This window comes from Micromonospora sp. CPCC 205561, assembly GCF_036906775.1.
Taxonomy (GTDB): domain Bacteria; phylum Actinomycetota; class Actinomycetes; order Mycobacteriales; family Micromonosporaceae; genus Micromonospora.
The window spans coordinates 18,617-37,468 of the sequence record NZ_JBAKHV010000054.1 but is presented as its reverse complement, the minus strand read 5'-3'; the positions used below and the strand labels follow the sequence as shown (position 1 = coordinate 37,468).

At 74.9% G+C, this 18,852-nt stretch carries 15 protein-coding genes and 1 pseudogene; 9 read left to right on the top strand and 7 right to left on the bottom strand.

The genetic code is table 11. The annotated features are described in order from the left end of the window. The 4 genes and pseudogenes from V6V16_RS23190 to mraZ all read right to left on the bottom strand — a co-directional run. Nucleotides 1-387: pseudogene (locus tag V6V16_RS23190) on the bottom strand (penicillin-binding protein 2); the annotation flags it as partial. A gap of 5 nt (nucleotides 388-392) precedes the next feature. Beyond that, entirely contained in the window at nucleotides 393-998 is a 606-nt protein-coding gene (locus tag V6V16_RS23185) for a septum formation initiator family protein (RefSeq protein WP_334565237.1), read from the bottom strand. Continuing rightward, nucleotides 988-2,100 carry a 16S rRNA (cytosine(1402)-N(4))-methyltransferase RsmH gene (gene rsmH / locus V6V16_RS23180; protein ID WP_334565241.1) on the bottom strand — a complete coding sequence of 371 codons (1,113 nt, stop codon included), beginning with the start codon at nucleotides 2,098-2,100 and terminating at the stop codon, nucleotides 988-990. The genes V6V16_RS23185 and rsmH overlap by 11 nt, the downstream gene beginning before the upstream one ends. A gap of 205 nt (nucleotides 2,101-2,305) precedes the next feature. After that, a complete protein-coding gene (gene mraZ, locus V6V16_RS23175) occupies nucleotides 2,306-2,737 on the bottom strand; it encodes a division/cell wall cluster transcriptional repressor MraZ (RefSeq protein WP_334565235.1) in 432 nt (143 codons plus the stop codon). 355 nt (nucleotides 2,738-3,092) lie between these two features. Between mraZ and V6V16_RS23170 the strand changes: the two genes are divergently transcribed. The 4 genes from V6V16_RS23170 to V6V16_RS23155 are packed head-to-tail and all read left to right on the top strand — an operon-like array spanning nucleotide 3,093 to nucleotide 6,589. Next, complete coding sequence (locus tag V6V16_RS23170) at nucleotides 3,093-4,340, top strand: MurT ligase domain-containing protein (RefSeq protein WP_334565240.1); 1,248 nt, start codon at nucleotides 3,093-3,095, stop codon at nucleotides 4,338-4,340. Then, a complete protein-coding gene (locus V6V16_RS23165) occupies nucleotides 4,330-5,052 on the top strand; it encodes a type 1 glutamine amidotransferase (protein ID WP_334565234.1) in 723 nt (240 codons plus the stop codon). Before V6V16_RS23170 ends, V6V16_RS23165 begins: the two co-directional genes overlap by 11 nt. Then, nucleotides 4,992-5,732, top strand: coding sequence for a TVP38/TMEM64 family protein (locus tag V6V16_RS23160; RefSeq protein ID WP_442934139.1), 741 nt, complete (start codon nucleotides 4,992-4,994; stop codon nucleotides 5,730-5,732). Before V6V16_RS23165 ends, V6V16_RS23160 begins: the two co-directional genes overlap by 61 nt. Before the next feature lie 8 nt (nucleotides 5,733-5,740). Beyond that, nucleotides 5,741-6,589 (top strand): phosphotransferase, encoded by an 849-nt coding sequence (locus V6V16_RS23155; RefSeq protein WP_334565231.1) that lies wholly within the window; start codon nucleotides 5,741-5,743, stop codon nucleotides 6,587-6,589. Between the two features lie 37 nt (nucleotides 6,590-6,626). On the opposite strand, the gene V6V16_RS23150 is transcribed toward V6V16_RS23155, so the two are convergent. Together V6V16_RS23150 and V6V16_RS23145 are read right to left on the bottom strand one after the other, a co-directional pair. Beyond that, nucleotides 6,627-7,283 (bottom strand): response regulator transcription factor, encoded by a 657-nt coding sequence (locus V6V16_RS23150; RefSeq protein WP_334565229.1) that lies wholly within the window; start codon nucleotides 7,281-7,283, stop codon nucleotides 6,627-6,629. Next, nucleotides 7,280-8,500 carry a sensor histidine kinase gene (locus V6V16_RS23145; RefSeq protein WP_334565227.1) on the bottom strand — a complete coding sequence of 407 codons (1,221 nt, stop codon included), beginning with the start codon at nucleotides 8,498-8,500 and terminating at the stop codon, nucleotides 7,280-7,282. Before V6V16_RS23145 ends, V6V16_RS23150 begins: the two co-directional genes overlap by 4 nt. 142 nt (nucleotides 8,501-8,642) lie before the next feature. Here V6V16_RS23145 and V6V16_RS23140 point away from each other — a divergent pair, with 142 nt between their 5' ends. Both V6V16_RS23140 and V6V16_RS23135 read left to right on the top strand, forming a co-directional pair. Further along, nucleotides 8,643-9,548, top strand: a complete 906-nt coding sequence (locus tag V6V16_RS23140) for an ATP-binding cassette domain-containing protein (RefSeq protein ID WP_334565225.1) — start codon at nucleotides 8,643-8,645, stop codon at nucleotides 9,546-9,548. Beyond that, nucleotides 9,545-10,399 carry a hypothetical protein gene (locus tag V6V16_RS23135; RefSeq protein ID WP_334565223.1) on the top strand — a complete coding sequence of 285 codons (855 nt, stop codon included), beginning with the start codon at nucleotides 9,545-9,547 and terminating at the stop codon, nucleotides 10,397-10,399. Before V6V16_RS23140 ends, V6V16_RS23135 begins: the two co-directional genes overlap by 4 nt. A gap of 35 nt (nucleotides 10,400-10,434) precedes the next feature. Here the strand turns inward: V6V16_RS23135 and leuS are convergent, their stop codons facing one another. Beyond that, nucleotides 10,435-13,269, bottom strand: coding sequence for a leucine--tRNA ligase (leuS, locus tag V6V16_RS23130; RefSeq protein WP_334565221.1), 2,835 nt, complete (start codon nucleotides 13,267-13,269; stop codon nucleotides 10,435-10,437). Nucleotides 13,270-13,841: 572 nt separating this feature from the next. Between leuS and V6V16_RS23125 the strand changes: the two genes are divergently transcribed. Genes V6V16_RS23125 through V6V16_RS23115 form a run of 3 tightly spaced genes read left to right on the top strand, consistent with a single transcriptional unit; the run spans nucleotide 13,842 to nucleotide 18,688 of the window. Continuing rightward, nucleotides 13,842-14,897 carry an AAA family ATPase gene (locus tag V6V16_RS23125; protein ID WP_334565219.1) on the top strand — a complete coding sequence of 352 codons (1,056 nt, stop codon included), beginning with the start codon at nucleotides 13,842-13,844 and terminating at the stop codon, nucleotides 14,895-14,897. A 1-nt stretch (nucleotide 14,898) separates the two neighbouring features. After that, the gene (locus V6V16_RS23120; protein ID WP_334565217.1) at nucleotides 14,899-16,197 is read left to right on the top strand and encodes a DUF58 domain-containing protein; all 1,299 of its coding nucleotides are present in this window, start codon (nucleotides 14,899-14,901) and stop codon (nucleotides 16,195-16,197) included. 16 nt (nucleotides 16,198-16,213) lie between these two features. Then, nucleotides 16,214-18,688 carry a transglutaminase TgpA family protein gene (locus tag V6V16_RS23115; RefSeq protein WP_334565215.1) on the top strand — a complete coding sequence of 825 codons (2,475 nt, stop codon included), beginning with the start codon at nucleotides 16,214-16,216 and terminating at the stop codon, nucleotides 18,686-18,688. Nucleotides 18,689-18,852 lie beyond the last annotated feature (164 nt).

Sequence of the window (18,852 nt, the reverse complement as noted above, 5' to 3'; positions counted from 1 at the left end):
TCCGACTTCGTCGTGGCGCGGCCCGCGCGGCGTGACGGTACGCACGACGCCGGAGCGCCCGGCGGCCTCCCGCCGGCCGGCCCGGCCGGCGCCCGCGCGCCCGCCGTCGAGCACCTGCAGGGCGGGGCGGAACGGATCGCCGGAACGGCTGCTGCGCGGGCTCCGGCGCTGCTCGGCGCGGCCGGCGTCGGCGTCACGCTCGCTCCGGCCGCCGGCGCGCTGTTCGCGTACGGTGCGCCCGCGCGGGGTGTACGCCCGGGCGTCGGAGATGCCACCGGCCCCCGGCTGCCCGGCGCGCGGCTCGGCGCCGCGGCCACCGCCGTCGCGGGACGAACCACGCCGGGAGCCTGTGGCGTCCCGGCGCGGTTCGTCCGATCTCGGTGGCACGGTCGTCAGCCTCCCGCGCCCTGCTGGCTGGTGATCGACGGCTGGCCGTCGGCCGGCTGCGGCACGCCGATCACCTTGCCGTCGGGCAGCCGGATGTACGCCGGCTCGCCCGCCTCCACCAGACCGAGCCTGCGGGCCTGGGCCTCCAGGTTGCCCGGGGCCTCCGCGTCGGCGATCTGCTTGGTCAGCTGCTGCTGCTCCACGTCGAGCTTGGCCTGCTGCTCCTGGAGCTTCTCCAGCCGGAAGGCGTTCTCGTTGATCTTCGTGTTGACCAGCAGGATGCCGAGCACCCCGCCGACCACCAGCACCACCACCAGTGCCGCGAAGGGTGCCCGCGGCACCTTCACCGGCGGCGGCGGCGCCACCCGCAGCCGGGGCTGGCGCGCGGCGCCGGCGGTCTCGCGCTCCGCCGGACGCAGCGCGGCGCTGCCCTGGGTGGGGAACTCGCGCGCCCCCCGGGCGCGAGTCTCCCCCTGCCGGTTCCCCCGGTCCTCGCGCGGCGCGCCGGTCCCGATGCGCGTGGCCCGCTCCGCCGCGGTCCGGCCCCCCGACCGCGGTGCGCGCTGCCCGCCACCGGTGACGTCCCGGCGGTCGCGCTTGTCAATCGTCATGTCCCTCCCCCTCTTCGTCCGTCCCTGTCCCGTCCCCCGGGGTCCGTCGGATCCGTCCGGATCCGGTGGACCCCGCCCCCGGTTGGTGCATCGCCTTGACCCGCCGGCGGTACCGTTCGCGGTCGGTACGCCCCTGCTGCGCCGCGTCCGGGTCGAGGCGCTCCGCGGCCCGCAGCCGCACCGAGGCGGCGCGCGGGTTCACGGCGACCTCCGCCTCCCCGGGCAGTTCGGCGCCCCGGCTGAGCAGCCGGAACGTCGGACCGGACCCGGGCAGTTCGACCGGGAGGTCGACCGGGCCCTTGCTGCGGACCCGGTCTGCGAGCGCCGCCTTGGTGAGCCGGTCCTCCAGCGAGTGGTAGGACAGGACCACCATGCGGCCGCCCACGTTGAGCTTGTCGAGCGCGGCTGGCAGCGCCGTTTCCAGCGCCGCCAGTTCCTTGTTTACCTCGATCCGTAAAGCCTGAAACGTTCTCTTAGCCGGGTGTCCCCCGGTTCGTCGCGCCGGTGCCGGAATGGACTCCCTGACCAGTTCGGCCAGCCGCGCCGACGAGGTGATCCGGGCCCGTTCGCGCTCCCGGATGATCGCCGAGGCGATCCGGCCGGCGAACTTCTCCTCGCCGTAGACCCGCAGCACCCGGGCCAGGTCCGGGTGGGCGTAGGTGTTGACCACCTCCTCGGCGGTCACCCCCCGGGTCTGGTCCATCCGCATGTCCAGCGGGGCGTCCTGCGCGTAGGCGAACCCGCGGTCGGGTGCGTCGAGTTGCAGTGAGGAGACCCCCAGGTCGAACAGGATCCCGTCGATCGCCGGGTAGCCCAGCCGGTCGAGCACCTCGGGCAGTTCGTCGTAGACGGCGTGCTCAAGGTGGACGCGGTCGGCGAAACGGGCCAGCCGGACGCGCGCGTGGGCGAGCGCCTCGGTGTCCCGGTCCAGCCCGACGAGCACCGTCTCCGGATGCGCCTCGAGCACCGCCTCGGCGTGCCCGGCCAGGCCCAGCGTCGCGTCGACGTGGACCCTCCGCCCGCCCCGGCCCAGCGCGGGGGCCAGCAACTCGAGACACCGCTCGAGCAGCACCGGCACGTGCGTGCCGCGTAGCTCCCCCATGTCGACCCCCACTGGTGTGAAACCTTCGTCCTTCACGCGCCTGCCGTCGGACGACGCCGTGCCGTCGTACCGCCAGATCCCCATCCGCTCCCGCCCGCCGGAGGCCGCGGCCCTCCGATCGGATCGTGCGCCTGGCACCGGGGAAGGGGTGCCAGGAACTCGAAAGCGGGTGGAGATCTCGCAGTACGTCGGGCGCCGTCACGCCCTACAGACCGCCGGGCAGCACCCCCTCCTCGATGTCGGCGAAGTCGTCTTCGCTCTCCGCGAGGTAGGTCTCCCAGGCGACCCTGTCCCAGATCTCCACCCGGGTGCTCGCGCCGATCACGACCAGGTCCCGGTCGAGAGCGGCGTAGGCCCGCAGGTGGGCCGGGATCGTCACCCGGCCCTGCTTGTCGGGCACCTCGTCGTGCGCGCTGGCGAAGAAGACCCGGCTGTAGGCCCGGGCCGCCTTGTGCGTCATCGGCTGCGCGCGCAACTGCTCCGCGATCCGCTGGAACTCGGGCATCGGGAAGGCGTAGAGGCAGCGCTCCTGCCCTTTGGTGATCACGACACCCCCCGCCAACTCGTCCCGGAACCTCGCCGGAAGGATCAGCCGGCCCTTGTCGTCCAGGCGCGGGGTGTGGGTGCCGAGAAACATCGGCCCAACCCCCTCGCCCTTTGAGCGGCGTTCGCGGCGCCGCTGACCCCCCGGGCCGGTGGGCCCTCCCGGCCTCACCAATGCGCCCCACTCTACTCCACTTCCCTCCACCCGCAACCAGAATCGCCCGCGTGGCGCGCCCTTTCGGCCGGCAAAACCGCACGTCAACGGGGGTGGAGCGGAGTGGAGGGTGGCGGGCCCCCACGACCCCGTCCGCTTTCCGACATAGATCGACTCCGTCCGGCCGAGCGCGGTCCGCCCGGCCGCCGGGTCGCCCCGGCCGAACGGTTCGCCGTCGGCGGCGATCTGGCGGGGTACCCGGTCCGGTAACCTCGCTCGGGTGACGGACGCGAAGATGCCCCTGCGGGCAAAGGTGGCAAGCTCTGTGTCGCGGACCGCCGCGGCGCTGTCGCGGGCCGCGGGGCGCGGTGACGGTTCGGTGATCGGCGGGTGGATCGGGCTGAAGATCGACCCCGACCTGCTGGCCCACCTGTCGGCCGGGCGCGCCATCGCCCTGATCTCCGGCACCAACGGCAAGACCACCACCACCCGGCTCACCGCCGCGGCCGTCGGGGTGCTCGGCCGGGTGGCCACCAACTCGTTCGGCGCCAACATGCCGACCGGGCACACCTCGGCGCTGGCCAAGGCCGGCAGCACCCCCTACGCGGTGCTGGAGGTGGACGAGCACTACCTCGCCCAGGTGCTGGACGCCACCGAGCCGCACGTGGTGGCGCTGCTCAACCTCTCCCGCGACCAGCTCGACCGGGCCAAGGAGGTCGCCATGATGGCGCAGCTCTGGCGCGCCGCGCTGGTCCGGCACACCGACGTCCGGGTCGTCGCCAACGCCGACGACCCGATGGTGGTGTGGGCCGCGACGCCGCCGCCCAACCACGACCACCGCATCGCCCCGCCTCAGGTCACCTGGTTCAGCGCCGGGCAGCGCTGGCACGACGACTCGTGGGTCTGCCCCGAGTGCGGCTCCACCATCAAGCGCTCCGGCGACCAGTGGTGGTGCAGCGGCTGCCCGCTGCGCCGGCCCGAGCCGCAGTGGACGGTGGAGGACGACGGCGTGCTCGACCCGACGGGGGCCTGGCACAAGGTCAGGCTCCAGCTGCCCGGCAAGGTGAACGTCGGCAACGCCGCCACCGCGCTGGCCGTCGCCGCCGAGTTCGGGGTCCGCCCGGTCGACGCGGTGCTCCAGCTCGGCAGCGTCACCTCGGTCGCGGGCCGCTACGCGCAGGTCCAGCGCGACGGGCGCAACATCCGGCTGCTGCTGGCGAAGAACCCGGCCAGCTGGCTGGAGGCGTTCGACATGGCCGACGTCGCCCCGACACTGCTCTCCATCAACGCCCGGGACCCCGACGGTCTGGACACCTCCTGGCTGTTCGACGTCGACTTCGCCCCGCTGCGCGGCCGGCAGGTGCTGATCACCGGCGACCGCGCGTACGACCTCGCGGTGCGGCTGGAGGTCAACGACGTGCCCTTCCAGCACGTGCGGACGTTCGACGACGCCGTCCGGTCGGTGCCCCCGGGGCGCCTGGAGGTCATCGCGAACTACACCGCGTTCCAGGACATCCGAGCGGAGTTGGACCGTGTCAACTGAGAGCCTGCGCATCGTCTGGATCTACCCCGACCTGCTCTCCACCTACGGCGACCGCGGCAACGCGCTGATCCTCGCCCGCCGCGCGCGACAGCGCGGGTTCCCGGTCGAGGTGCTGGAGGTGCGCTCCGACCAGCGCCTCCCCGCCACGGCCGACATCTACCTCATCGGCGGCGGCGAGGACGGCCCGCAGGCGCTCGGCGCGCAGCGGCTGCTCGCCGACGGCGGCCTGCACCGGGCGGTCGCCCAGGGCTCGGTCGTGTTCGGCGTCTGCGCCGGCTACCAGCTCCTCGGCACCTCCTTCTTCGCCAAGGGCGCCCGCTGCGCCGGGTTGGAGCTGCTCGACCTCTCCTCCGACCGGGGGCCGACCCGGGCCGTCGGCGAGCTGGCCGGCGACATCGACCCGCGGCTGGGCGTGCCGGCGCTGACCGGCTTCGAGAACCACGGCGGTCGCACCCACCTCGGCCCCGGGGTCTCCCCGCTGGCCCGGGTCACCGCCGGGGTCGGCAACGACGGCGCCACCGAGGGGGCGTGGCGGGGCAAGCTGCTCGGCACCTACCTGCACGGACCGGCCCTGGCCCGCAACCCCGCCCTGGCGGACCTGCTGCTGCGCTGGGCCACCGGTGCGCACCAGCTCCCGCCGCTGGACGACACCTGGCCGGACCGGCTCCGCGCCGAACGCCGCGCCGCGGTGGCCGCCGCCGCCCGGGCATGATCCCGGCCGTCCGGCGGTTGTCGCGGCAGCCGTCGGCCGTCCGCTTCGCGTTGCTGTTGCTCCTGCTCTCCGGCTTCGCGGCGGCGCTGCTCGTCGTGCCGATGCCCGAGGCGCAGGAGCTGCCCCGGCTGGCCGACCGGCTGGGGGGCCTCGCCCCCGTGGCGGCGGTCCTCGGCGGGGCGCTGCTGCTGGTCGCGCTCGTCCCCCGGACCTTCATCACGCTCGCCTCCGGCGCGATCTTCGGGGCGCTGGAGGGCGCCGCGTACGCGCTGGGTGCCGCGTTGCTGGCGGCGGCGCTGGGCTTCGCGGTGGGCCGCCTGCTCGGGCGGGAGTTCGTCGCGGACCGGGTGCGTGGCCGGCTGGCGCGGCTGGACGGCTGGTTCGCCCGGCAGAGCGTGCTCGGCGTGATCACCGTACGGCTGCTGCCGATCGCCGGCTTCGGGCTGGTCAGCTACGGCTACGGCACGACCGGCGCCCGGGTGCTGCCGTTCCTCGCCGGCAGCGTGATCGCCTCCGCGCCGACCGCCTTCGGCTACGCGGCGGTGGGCGCGGCGGTCACCTCCCCGGGCGAGGTCAACTGGTTCGGGGCCGCCCCCGCCGCGCTCGGGCTGATCGCCAGCGTCGTGCTGATCCGCAACTGGTGGCGCGCCGAGCGGCAGCGCCGGCTCGGGCCGAGCTGAGGCCGGCGGTGCGCAGCGGGTCACCCGGAGCGGGCGGGGGCACCGGGCCGGAACACGAGCGGCGACAGCCGACCGGCGCCACCGGCCGCGTCGACCCGACGGCCGCCGGCGAGCGGCTGCGCGGGGGCTTCGTCGCCGAGGTGGTCCGGGTCGGCGACACCGTCCGGCGTACGCCGCCGGAGAACGCCGAGTTCGTCGCCGCGCTGCTGCGGCACCTGGAGCGGGTGGGCGCGGACGTCGCGCCCCGCCACCTCGGCACGGACGAGCAGGGTCGGCAGATGCTCAGCCACGTCGACGGCCGGGTGCCGTGGCGGGACAGGGAGGATCCGGCGTATTTCGCCGACCCGGCCCTGACCCGGCTGGCCGGGCTGGTCCGGCGGCTGCACGACGCCTGCGCGGGCAGCCCGCTGGCCGGGGCGGCCGAGACGGTCTGCCACCGCGACCTGTCCCCGAAGAACACGGTGTACCGGGACTCCCACGCCGGCCCGCTGCCCGTCGCGCTGATCGACTGGGACCTGGCCGCGCCCGGCCGGCGGGTCGAGGACGTCGCCTTCGCCGCCTGGCACTGGGCGGCACCGGGACCGGGAGCCGACCCGGTGGAGCTGGCCCGGCGCGCCCGGCTGCTCTGCGACGCCTACGAGGCGGCCGGCACGGGGTCGCTCGCGCTGCCCCGCGCCGAACTGGTCGACGTGATGCTCGCCCAGATCGACGGGACCTGGCGCGGGATCGCGGCCGGCGCGGAGCGGGGCGTTCCGGCCATGCGCCAGCTCCGTGAGGCGGGGGTCGCAGACATGGTGCGCGGCTGGTACGACTGGCTGGCCGAGCACCGCCGGGCGGTGACGGCGGCGCTGTGCTGAGCGCCCGGAACGCGTCCGCCCCACCCGGTCGCGCGCCTCAGCCCGCCGGGGAGACCAGCCCCGCCTCGTAGGCGGCGATCACGAGGTGCACCCGGTCGCGGGCGCCCAGCTTGGCGAACAGCCGGGCCACGTGCGCCTTGGCGGTGGCCGCGCTGATCACCAGCTCGGCGCCGATCTCGCCGTTGCTCAGGCCCCGGCCGACGAGGGTCAGCACCTCGCGCTCCCGCTCGGTGACGCCGTCGAGGGGCCGGGTCGGGGCCGCCCGGGTGGGGCGGCGGGCGAACTCGGCGATGAGCCTGCGGGTGACCCCGGGGGCGATGAGCGCGTCGCCGGCCGCGACCACCCGGACGGCGTTGAGGATCTCCTCCAGCGTCATGTCCTTGACCAGGAAGCCGCTCGCGCCGGCGCGCAGCGCGGCGTGCACGTGCTCGTCGTCGTCGAAGGTGGTGAGCACGAGGACGCGGGCCGCCCCGCCGTGCGCGGTGATCGCGCGGGTGGCCTGGATGCCGTCCATGCCGGGCATCCGCAGGTCCATCAGCACCACGTCGGGCGCGAGCTCGCGGGCCAGCCGCACCGCCTCGGCTCCGGTGCCCGCCTCGCCGGCCACGTCGATGTCGGGGGCGTCGGCGATGAGCACCCGCAGGCCGGCGCGGACCAGGGGCTGGTCGTCGACGAGCAGCACCCGGACGCTCACCGCCGCCCCGCCCCGGTCTGCGGGGCGGCCGGTTGCCGCGCCGTCGGTGGCGCCGGCAGGGACGCCGCCACCCGGAAGCCGGCCTCCGGGCGCGGCCCGGCGTGGAACCGGCCGCCGGCCAGGGCGACGCGTTCCCGCATGCCGACGATGCCGTGCCCCTCGCCACCGACCGTGCCGCCCCGGCCGTCGTCGACGACCTCCACCGCCACCTCGTCGGGGCCGTACGTGACGGTGACCCGGCACCGGTCGCTGGCCGCGTGTCGTACCACGTTGGTCAGCGCCTCCTGCACGATGCGGAACGCGGCGAGGTCGACCTCGGCCGGGACCGGCCGCCGCTCGCCGCCGCGCCGCAGGTCCACCCGCACGCCCGCGTCGGCGGCGGCGGTGACCAGCCGGTCGAGGTCGTCCAGCCCGGGCGTCGGCGCCAGCGAGGCCGACTCCGACTGCGGGCGGCGCAGCGCGCCGAGCGTACGCCGCAGGCCGGCCAGGGTGTCGCGACTGGTCGCCTCGATGGTGGCCAGCGCGGCGCGCGCCTGGGCCGGCTGGGTGTCGATGACCCGGGCCCCCACGCCGGCCTGGATGGCGATCACCCCGATGCTGTGCGCGACCATGTCGTGCAGCTCGCGGGCGATGCGCAGCCGCTCGGCGGTGACCGCCTCGGCGGCGGCGTGCGACCGCAGCGCCTCGGCGTAGCCGCGCCGGGCCCGCACGGAGTTGCCGACCGTCCACGCGGTGACGACCGCCAGCACGGAGATCATGGCCCGACTCACCGGGTCGGTGGAGGGGTTCACGAAGCTCGCGGTGACCTGCACGGCGAGCGCCACGACGGCCACCGGCACCGAGACGCGGCGGGACCTCCCCGCCGCGATCAGCCCCACCACCAGGTCGACCGCCAGGAACTGCGCGTACCAGATGTCGGCCAGGTAGCCGTCCTCCGGGACGTTGACGACCACGGTGACCACGCACGCCGCGGCGAGCATCAGCGCCAGGGCCAGCACCGGCCGGCGCCGCAGCAACCCGGCGGGCGGGGCCACGGCCAGCAACGGCACCAGGTACCGCTCGGGGATCCACCAGTCGCCGAACCCGACGCCGTTCCGGCTCGACGCCACGACCGGGGCCATGAGCACGGCCAGCGGCAGCGCCGCGACGCCGACCCAGGGCAGCACCGCCCGGGCCCGCGCCGCGGCGCGGCGGGCCGGCGGCTCGGTCGCGTCCATGCCGCACACGGTAGCCAGCCCGCCGCCGCCCGGGCATCGGCCCACGGGCGTACGCCCCGGGGCGGGTCACCGCCCGCCGGGTGTGGCCGCCGGGGCGACGCCGCGCCGGCCGTCGCCCGGCAGCGTGGACCGGGTGATCGAAATGAGCGCCCTGACGAGACGGTACGGCCGCAAGACTGCCGTCGACGACCTCACCCTGACCGTGCGACCCGGCCACGTGACCGGGTTCCTGGGCCCCAACGGGGCCGGCAAGTCCACCACGCTGCGGATGATCATCGGGCTCACCGCGCCGACCAGCGGCACCGTCACGGTCGACGGGGTCCGGTTCGCCGACCGGCCGCGCGGGCTGCGCCACGCCGGCGCGCTGCTCGACGCCGGCGACGTGCACGGCGGGCGCGGCGCCGTGGCCCACCTGTCGGCCCTGGCCCGCAGCAACGGCATCGCGCGCGGCCGGGTCGACGAGGTGCTTCGGGAGGTGGGGCTGTCGGCCGTCGGGCGACGGCGCATCGGCGGCTTCTCGCTCGGCATGCGGCAGCGCCTCGGCATCGCCGCCGCGCTGCTCGGGGACCCGCCCGTGCTGCTCTTCGACGAGCCGTTCAACGGCCTCGACCCGGAGGGGGTGCGTTGGGTACGCGACCTGTTCCGGCGGCTGGCCGCCGAGGGACGCACCGTCTTCGTCTCCAGCCACCTGATGAGCGAGATGCAGAACTGCGCCGACCGGCTCGTGGTGATCGGCCGGGGCCGGCTCATCGCCGAGCAGGGCCTCGCCGAGTTCGCCGCCCGGAGCGCCCGGGCCGGCGTCTCCGTCCGTACGCCCGACCCGGCGAGGCTGGCCGCCGTGCTGGCCGCCGAGGGCGCCGACGTCCGACCGTCCGACACCGGGACACTCGTCGTGACCGGCCTGACGGCCGCCCGGATCGGCGACCTCGCCCTCGCCCACCGCGTCGGGCTGCACGAACTGACCACCCGCACGGCCTCACTGGAGGAGGCCTTCATGGCACTCACCGCCGACAACGTGGAATACCCCGCCGGGGAGGGGACCCGATGACCGCCGCGACCGGAGCGGCCCGTCGCGCGGCCGTGACCGAGACGCCGGCCCGCTTCCGCGACCTGCTGGCCGCCGAGTGGATCAAGCTGTGGTCGCTGCGTTCGACCCGCTGGACGCTGCCGCTGGTCCTGCTCTTCGTGGTCGGCGTCAGCGTCAACGCCAGCCTCGCCGACCACCGGAACTGGCCGACGTACCCGGAGGAGCGTCGGGAGATGTTCCGCCTGTACGGGCCGGTGCGCGACGCCTTCCCCGAGGCCGGCTACCTGCTGCTGATCCTCGCCTCGGCCACCGTCGGCGCCCTGACGGTCGTCGGCGAGTACCAGAGTGGGCTGATCCGGGCCACGTTCGCCGCCGTCCCGGCCCGCCGGGCGACGGTCGCGGCGAAGGCCGCCGTACTGGCCGGGGTCATGCTCGCCCTCGGCACGGTCACCGCGGCGACCTCGTTCTGGGTCTCCCAGGCGATCCTCGCCGACCGGGGCGCCGGCTGGTCGGCCGGCGAGCCCGGGGTGCTGCGCGCCGTCGTCGCGAGCGCCGTGCTCGTGCCCGTCTGTTCGCTGGTCGGAATGGGTCTGGGCGCGCTCGTCAGACACGCCGCCGGAGCCGTCGCCGCGGCCACGTCGCTGCTCGTGCTGGTGCCGATGGCGGTGGACAGCGACGAGCACCGGTGGATCGCCGAGCTGTACAACGCCCTGCCGCTGACCGCCTGGCTGCGCCTGATCGAGGTGCATCCCGACATCCTCAATCCGGACCCGTACCCGGCCACGGTCACCGGCGCCTGGCTGACCTTCGCGGCCTGGTCCCTGGCCTCGACGCTGGCCGCCGTGGCCGTCGTCCGCCGCCGCGACCCGTGACGGCGGCCCCTCCGCCACCGGCCGCCGGACCGGGGTCAGGCGACGACCGAGACCATACGGCCCTTGATCACGATGACCTTGCGCGGTTCCTTGCCGGCCAGCGGACCGGCCACCGCCTCCAGGGCCGCCGCGCGGACGGTCTCCTCGGGCGCGTCGGCGGGCACCTCGACCCGGCCCCGCACCTTGCCGTTGATCTGCACCGGGTAGGTCACCGTCTCCGCCACCAGCAGCGCCGGGTCGGCGGTCGGGAAGTCCACGTACGTCAGGGAGGTGTCGTGTCCCAGCCGCCGCCACAGCTCCTCGGCCACGTGCGGGGCGAACGGCGCCACCATCAGCACCAGCGGCTCGGCCACCTCGCGCGGGGTCTCCGCCAGCCGGGTCAGCCCGTTGGTCAGCTCGATCAGCTTGGCGATCGCCGTGTTGAACCGGATCGCCTCCATGTCGCCGCGGACCCCGTCGACGACCTTGTGCAACAGCCGCCGGGTCGCCTCGTCGGCCGGCGCGTCGGTGACCCGCAGCGCGCCGCTCTGCTCGTCGACGACGGCCCGCCAGACCCGCTGCAGGAACCGGTACGACCCGACCACCGCCCGGGTCTCCCACGGACGGGACACCTCCAGCGGGCCCATCGACATCTCGTAGACGCGGAACGTGTCCGCCCCGTACGCGGCGCACATGTCGTCCGGCGTGACCACGTTCTTCAGCGACTTGCCCATCTTGCCGTACTCGCGGTTGACCCGGGTGTCGCCCAGGTAGAAGCCGCCGTCGCGCTCGGTGACGTCCTCCGCCGGCACGTAGGCGCCCCGGGCGTCCGTGTAGGCGTACGCCTGGATGTAGCCCTGGTTGAACAGCTTGCGGAACGGCTCGAACGACGAGACGTGGCCCAGGTCGTACAGCACCTTGTGCCAGAAGCGGGCGTACAGCAGGTGCAGCACGGCGTGCTCGGCGCCGCCGACGTACAGGTCGGTGCCCCCGCAGTCGCCCTCGCCGCGCGGGCCCATCCAGTACGCCTCGTTCTCCGCGTCGACGAAGCGCTCGGAGTTGGTCGGGTCCAGGTAGCGCAGCTCGTACCAGCAGGAGCCGGCCCACTGCGGCATCACGTTGGTCTCGCGGGTGTATCGCCTCGGGCCGTCGCCCAGGTCCAGCTCCACCTCGACCCAGTCGCGCCGGCGCGACAGCGGCGTCTCCGGGTTGCTGTCGGCGTCCTCCGGGTCGAACGTGCGGGGCGAGAAGTCGTCCACCTCGGGCAGCTCGACCGGCAGCATCTCCTCCGGCAGCGCGATGGCGGCGCCGGTCTCGTCGTACACGATGGGGAACGGCTCGCCCCAGTAGCGCTGCCGGCTGAACAGCCAGTCCCGCAGCCGGTAGGTCACCGCGCCGGTGCCGTGCCCGTTGGCCTCCAGCCACTCGATGATCCGGGCCTTCGCCTCGGCCACCCCCAGGCCGTTCAGGTCCAGGCCGCGCTCGGGGGCGGCGCTGTTGACCGCCGGGCCGTCCCCGGTGTACGCCTTGCCGGCGAAGCCCTCCGCCGGCTGCACGGTACGCACGATCGGCAGCTCGAAGACCTCGGCGAACGCCCAGTCCCGCTCGTCCTGGGCGGGCACCGCCATGATCGCGCCGGTGCCGTAGCCGGCCAGCACGTAGTCGGCGACGAAGATCGGGACCTGCCCGCCGGTGACCGGGTTGGTGGCGTACGCCCCGACGAAGACGCCGGTCTTCTCCTTCGTGTCGGCCTGCCGCTCGACGTCGGTCTTGGCCGCCGCCGCCTTGCGGTACGCCTCCACCGCCGCGCGCGGGTTGGCGTGCCCGCCGGTCCACGCCTCCTTCGTCCCGTCGGGCCAGGCGGCCGGCGTCAGCGCGTCGACCAGCTCGTGCTCGGGGGCCAGCACCATGTAGGTGGCGCCGAAGATCGTGTCAGGCCGGGTGGTGAAGACCCGGACCGGCCCGACGGTGGTCGGGAAGTCGATGTGCGCGCCGGTGGAGCGGCCGATCCAGTTGCGCTGCATCAGCTTGATCGGCTCGGGCCAGTCCAGCGCCTCCAGGTCGTCCAGCAGCCGGTCGCCGTACGCGGTGATCCGCATCATCCACTGCTTCAGGTTGCGCTTGAAGACGGGGAAGTTGCCCCGCTCGGAGCGGCCGTCGGCGGTGACCTCCTCGTTGGCCAGCACGGTGCCCAGCCCCGGGCACCAGTTGACCGGCGCCTGCGAGACGTACGCCAGCCGGTGGTCGTCGACGACGGCCCGGCGCTCGGCGACGGACAGCTGCGCCCACGGGCGGCCGTCGGGGGTGGGCCGGTTGCCGCCCTCGAACTCGGCGATCAGCTCGGCGACCGGGCGGGCCCGCTTCGCCTCGGTGTCGTACCAGGAGTTGAAGACCTGCAGGAAGATCCACTGCGTCCAGCGGTAGAAGTCGGTGTCGATGGTGGCCACCGAGCGGCGCTCGTCGTGGGCCAGGCCCAGCCGGCGCAGCTGCTCCTTGTAGCGCTCGATGTTGGCCACGGTGGTGGTCCGCGGGTGGGTGCCGGTCTGCACCGCGTACTGCTCGGCGGGCAGGCCGAACGCGTCGAAGCCCATGGCGTGCAGCACGTTGCGCCCCGCCATCCGCTGGTAGCGGGCGAAGCAGTCGGTGCCGATGTAGCCCAGCGGGTGCCCGACGTGCAGGCCCGCGCCCGACGGGTAGGGGAACATGTCCAGCACGTACAGCTTCTCCGCGCCGGCGCGGGGGTGGCCGGGGTCGGCCAGGGGGCCGGTCGGGTTCGGGGCGTGGAACGTGCCCTCCCGCGCCCAGACCTCCTGCCAGCGGTGCTCGATCTCCCCGGCCAGGGCCGCGGTGTACCGGAACGGGGGGATGTCGGCCGGTGCTGCCTCACTCATGGCGTCTCCTCGCTTCGCTCGTCGCCGCCGGCCGCGCCACGGCCGGGCTGGATGCTGACCTCGCTCGGCGCGGTCATGTCGGTATGGCTGGCTCTGCCCGCCGCCGGCACCGCGTCGCCGCCGGGGCCGGTGCCGGGTGCCGGGGCACCCGGCGGAGGGCACAAAAAAGCCCCTCGCGCAGGAGGGGCCGCCGTGCTGTCGCGCGTCAGCGCATCAGCACGGCCCGGTAAGGAGCAGGAAGAATCCGGCCATGACCGGGAGTGTACCCCGCCGAGCGGCCGCGCACGTCGCCCGCCACCACCCGTGGGACGGGCAGGGGCCGCCGCCGGCGCGCGCGGCCGACGCCCCTGCGTGGTCGGCACCGGCACCCACAGCCACGCCGGTTCCCCCGACCTGGCGAATATTCGCTGTGTAACCGACCGTCTACCTGCGGGGGTCGGCGACAGCGAGAAACATGGTTAGCCTGAGAGGCCAGTGAGATTTCTGCGGCAGACGTGGCTCGGCGTCGCGAACCCTACGACGGGTCCAGCTGCTCTATACAGAGCTGCCGTCCGGCGACGAGGAGGAGGCCCGTGACACAACAGACCAGGGACGAGGTGGGCGGCCTGTTGCCGCACGACGAGTTCCGCGCCGCCAGCGAAGCGATCGTGTCGAACATCGAGCAGGTCATCGAGGGCAAGACCGCCACCGTGCGGCTCGCCCTGGCCGTCCTGCTCGCCGAGGGGCACCTGCTCATCGAGGACGTTCCCGGGGTCGGCAAGACCAAGCTCGCCAAGGCGATGGCCCGCTCGATCGACTGCTCGGTGCGCCGCATCCAGTTCACCCCCGACCTGCTGCCCAGTGACGTCACGGGGGTCAGCGTCTACAACCAGGAGACGCACGACTTCGAGTTCCGCCCGGGCGCGGTCTTCGCCAACCTCGTCGTCGGCGACGAGATCAACCGGGCCTCGCCGAAGACCCAGTCCGCGCTGCTGGAGTGCATGGAGGAGCGGCAGGTCACCGTCGACGGCGTCACCTACCACCTACAGACGCCGTTCATGGTCATCGCGACCCAGAACCCGATCGAGATGGAGGGCACCTACCCCCTCCCGGAGGCGCAGCGCGACCGGTTCACCGCCCGCATCGCGATGGGCTACCCGGACCCGAACGCCGAGCTGGCGATGCTCGACGGGCACGGCGCCACCGACCCGCTCGACGAGCTGCGCCCGGTCTCCGACGCCAACACCGTGCGCCAGCTGATCGCCCACGTCCGGCAGGTGCACGTCGCCGACGCCGTCAAGCAGTACGCGATCGACCTGGTCACCGCCACCCGCGAGGCCGCCGACCTGCGCCTCGGCGCCTCCCCCCGGGCCACCCTCCAGCTGCTGCGCACCGCCCGCGCGGTGGCCGCGTTGGAGAGCCGCGACTACGTCCTCCCCGACGACCTCCAGGCGCTGGCCGTGCCGGTGCTCGCGCACCGGATCATCCCCACCGCCGACGCCCAGCTCGCCCGGCGCACCACCGACGCGATCGTCTCCGAGCTGGTGCACCGGCTGCCGCTGCCGCACGACCGCGCGCGCTCCCCCTACGACACCCGCGCCACGGGCGAGGGCAACGGCCGAGCCGCGTACGAGCCGCGGAGGCGGTGACGTGCGCGACGGTCTGCGAGGGCTGACCACCCGCGGCCGGTCGTTCCTCGCGGCGGCGGTGGCCGCGGCGATCTCGGCCGGCATCCTCGGCGAGAAGGACCTGCTGCGGGTGGCCGTGCTGCTGGCCGTCCTGCCGCTGCTCGCCGCGGCCTACGTCGGGCGCAGCCGCTACAAGCTGGCGTGCAACCGCTCGCTGGACCCGCACCGGGTGCCGGTGGGGGCCAGCTCCCGGGTGGTGCTGCGGCTGCAGAACATGTCCCGGCTGCCCACCGGCACCCTGCTGCTGGAGGACCGGCTGCCGTACGCGCTGGGCAGCCGGCCCCGGGTGGTGCTGGAGCGGCTCGGCGCCCACCAGGCCAGCTCGGTGGCGTACACCGTGCGGGCCGACGTGCGCGGCCGCTACCCGGTAGGCCCGCTGGTGGTCCGCATGACCGACCCGTTCGGGTTGTGCGAGCTGACCCGGGCCTTCCCGAGCACCGACCACCTGACCGTCATCCCGCAGGTCACGCCGCTGCCCTCGGTGCGGCTGCCCGGCGAGTACGCGGGCAGCGGCGACAGCCGGGCCCGTTCGGTCGCCGTGCACGGCGAGGACGACGCGGCCACCCGCGAGTACCGGGTGGGCGACGACCTGCGCCGGGTGCACTGGAAGTCCACCGCGCGTACCGGCGAGCTGATGGTGCGCCGGGAGGAGCAGCCCTGGGAGAGCCGGGCGACGGTGGTGCTGGACACCCGGGCGTACGGCCACCGGGGCGACGGGCCGACGGCCTCCTTCGAGTGGGCGGTCTCCGCCGCCGCGAGCATCGCGGTGCACCTGCGGCAGGCCGGCTACCGGCTGCGTCTGGTCACCGGCTCCGGCGCGGACGTGGACGCGTCCGAGGCCGCCGGCGACGGGGTGCTGCTCGACCACCTCGCCGAGGTCCGGCTCGACAAGTCCGGCGAGCTGACCACGCTGGTGCAACAGGTCCGGCAGCGGGCCGACGGCGGCCTGATCATCGGTCTCTTCGGGTCGGTGAGCACCGCCGAGGCCGAGCTGCTGGCCGGGCTGCGGGGCAACGGCGCCACCTGTGTCGGTTTCCTGCTCGACAGCTCCAGCTGGCTGAACCTGCCCGCCAGGGCGCGGGCCGAGGCGGACCACGCGCACGGCGCGGCCGCGCTGGCCCTGTTGCAGAGCGGCTGGCGGGTGATCGGCGTCGACCACGGCGCCGGGCTGCCCGCCCTGTGGCCGCAGGCGGCGCGCGGTTCGCAGGGCTTCGCGCTGCGGGCGGCCATGGCCGAGACGGTGGCCGGCGGCGTGCGATGAACGGAAGGGTGCCCTCATGACCGCCCATCGGAACCTTGGCCTGGTCGCCGCCGCGGCGACGCTGCTCGCGGCCGCGCCGCTGTCGGCCATCTTCGAACGCTGGACGTGGCTGATCCAGGCGACGATCGCGGTGGCCGTGGTCGCCGCCGTGGCCGCGCTCGCCCGGCTGGGCCGGGTCCCGCTCTGGGGCCAGGTGCTCGGCATGCTGGCCGGCCTGACACTGGCCCTGACCTGGCTCTTCCCCAGCGGCGGCGAGCTGCTGGGCATCGTGCCCACCCCGGCCACCTTCACGCACTTCGGCGAGCTGCTCGACGGCTCGCTGGAGGACATGCGCTCCTACGGCGTGAAGGTGCCCGACACCGATCCGCTGCTCTTCGTCACCGTGCTCGGGATCGGCGGGGTGGCCGTGCTGGTCGACGTGCTCGCCGTCGGGCTGCGCCGGCCGGCGCTGGCCGGCCTGCCGATGCTGGCGATCTACTCGGTGCCGGTCGCGGTCTACGTGGACAGCGTCCCGGCGGTGCCGTTCGTCGTCGGCGCCGCCGGCTACCTCTGGCTGCTGGTGACCGACAACGTCGACCGGGTACGCCGCTTCGGCCGCCGGTTCACCGGTGACGGACGCGACGTCGACGTCTGGGAGGCGTCGCCGCTGGCCGCCGCCGGCCGGCGGCTGGCGGCGGTGGGCGTGGCGGTGGCCGTGGTGCTGCCCCTGGCGGTGCCCGGGATGACCGGCGGGCTGCTCGACAGGCTGGGCGCGGGTTCCGGCAACGGCACCGGCAACGGACGCCCCGGGCAGGGTGGCACCCCGGGCGGGATCGACCTGTTCGCGGCGCTGAGCGGGCAGCTCAACCAGTCCGAGGTCGCCGACCTCGTCAAGGTCACCACGAACGAGGCCGATCCCTTCTACCTGCGCTTCGGGGTGGCCGACAAGCTCGAACCGGGCGGCTTCCGGCCGAGCAACCCCACCGGGCGCCCCGTCGGCGACGACCTGCCGACGCCCTCCGGCCGGGGCGTCGAGCAGCAGCGGTACCGGGCCACTGTCGAGGTGAGCAAGAACCTCAACATGCCGCTGCTGCCGGTCTACACCGAGCCGGTGCGCACCGAGGACCTGAGCGGCAGGTGGTCCTACGACCCCCGCCTCCAGGTGATCTTCTCGAACCGGGACGACTCGCGGGACAAGCGCTACGCCTTCGACTACGTGCGCTCGACGTACACGCCGGCCGCCCTGCGGCGGTCCCGGCCGCTGCCGGCCGACCACGCGGCACGTCGCCTGCACCCCGCACCGCCGCCGGTGCCCGCCGTCGAGGAGCTGGTCTCCACGCTGGTGCGGGGCAAGGACACCGAGTACGACAAGGTCCGCGCGATCTACGAGCACTTCTCCGCCGACAACGGCTTCACCTACTCGCTGAGCACCAAGGGCGGCACCAGCGGGCAGGAGATCGTCGACTTCCTCAACAACAAGGTCGGCTTCTGCCAGCAGTACGCCGCCGGGATGACGTGGCTGGTCCGGGCCGCCGGCATCCCGGCCCGGGTGGCGTTCGGGTTCGCCAACGGCAGCAACTCCGGCGAGGGCACGTACACGCTGACCAACCGCAACCTGCACGCCTGGACCGAGGTCTACTTCGACGGAGTCGGTTGGGTGCCCTTCGACGCCACCCCGGCGTACGGGGTGCAGGGCTCGACGCGGTCGGTCTGGGCGCCGGACACCGACGCCCCGGAGGATGACGCGCCGGCTCCCGGTCCGTCGAACGCTCCCGGCGCCGCCGACCCGTCGGCCGGTCCGGCGGGTCCGGAGGGCCCCGAGGAGGACATCGACTCCGGCCTGGCCCTCGACGGCGAGGCGCCGGCCGAGCAGGCGCCGGTCTGGCCCTGGTACGCGGCCGCCGGCGTGCTGGTCCTGCTGTTCCTGCTCGCCCTGCCGGCGCTGCGCCGCGTGGCGCTGCGCCGGCGGCGTAGCGCTCCGGCGGCACCCGCCGCGGCCGCGTCGGCCACCGGGGGTGCCGCCGGAGCGCCGCTCCCCGAGGGGCGGCGCATGGTGGTGCTGGCGGACGCGGAGCGGGCGCGGGCGGACGCGCACGCCGCCTGGGACGAACTGCTCGACACGCTGGTGGACTACCGGGTGCGGATGGACCGGACGGAGACCCCCCGGGCCACCGCCGACCGGCTGTCGCGGGAGTCGCTCGCCGACGACGCGGGGGCGACCACGGCGGTACGCCTGCTCGGCCGCGCCGAGGAACGCGCCCGCTACGCCCGCGACCCGCTCACCGGCGAGCAGCTCCTGCCGGCCCTGCGCGCGGTACGCGGCGCGCTCGCCGCGCGGGCCGACCGGCGCACCCGTCTGGTGGCGGCGGTGCTGCCGCCGTCGGTGCTGCTGCGCTGGCGTACGGCCACGGCCGAGGCGTCGTCCCGGTTGGTGACGACGGGCGGGCGGGCCCGGCAGCGGCTGCTGCGCTGGAACCCGCGTCGCCTGCTGGCGGGCCGCATGGCCCGCTGACCGTCGCGGTACGGGCCGGTGGGGGCACGCACCGCCCCCACCGGCCCTTCGCGGTCTCGGGCTTACCCCGCGCCGGGGCCGCAGCCCCAGGTCGGACGATGACGCCTGGACTGCTGGTCACCGTGGCGCTGGGGGCGGCGGGACATGGCGGAGCCGCACGCCAG

Bases quoted from the DNA above. Each gene is read 5' to 3' on its own strand.
- V6V16_RS23115 (WP_334565215.1), top strand. From the start codon at position 16,214: ATGACCGCCCATCGGAACCTTGGCCTGGTCGCCGCCGCGGCGACGCTG.
- rsmH (WP_334565241.1), bottom strand. From the start codon at position 2,100: ATGGGGGAGCTACGCGGCACGCACGTGCCGGTGCTGCTCGAGCGGTGT.
- V6V16_RS23140 (WP_334565225.1), top strand. From the start codon at position 8,643: ATGAGCGCCCTGACGAGACGGTACGGCCGCAAGACTGCCGTCGACGAC.
- mraZ (WP_334565235.1), bottom strand. From the start codon at position 2,737: ATGTTTCTCGGCACCCACACCCCGCGCCTGGACGACAAGGGCCGGCTG.
- V6V16_RS23135 (WP_334565223.1), top strand. From the start codon at position 9,545: ATGACCGCCGCGACCGGAGCGGCCCGTCGCGCGGCCGTGACCGAGACG.
- leuS (WP_334565221.1), bottom strand. From the start codon at position 13,269: ATGAGTGAGGCAGCACCGGCCGACATCCCCCCGTTCCGGTACACCGCG.
- V6V16_RS23145 (WP_334565227.1), bottom strand. From the start codon at position 8,500: ATGGACGCGACCGAGCCGCCGGCCCGCCGCGCCGCGGCGCGGGCCCGG.
- V6V16_RS23170 (WP_334565240.1), top strand. From the start codon at position 3,093: ATGCCCCTGCGGGCAAAGGTGGCAAGCTCTGTGTCGCGGACCGCCGCG.
- V6V16_RS23185 (WP_334565237.1), bottom strand. From the start codon at position 998: ATGACGATTGACAAGCGCGACCGCCGGGACGTCACCGGTGGCGGGCAG.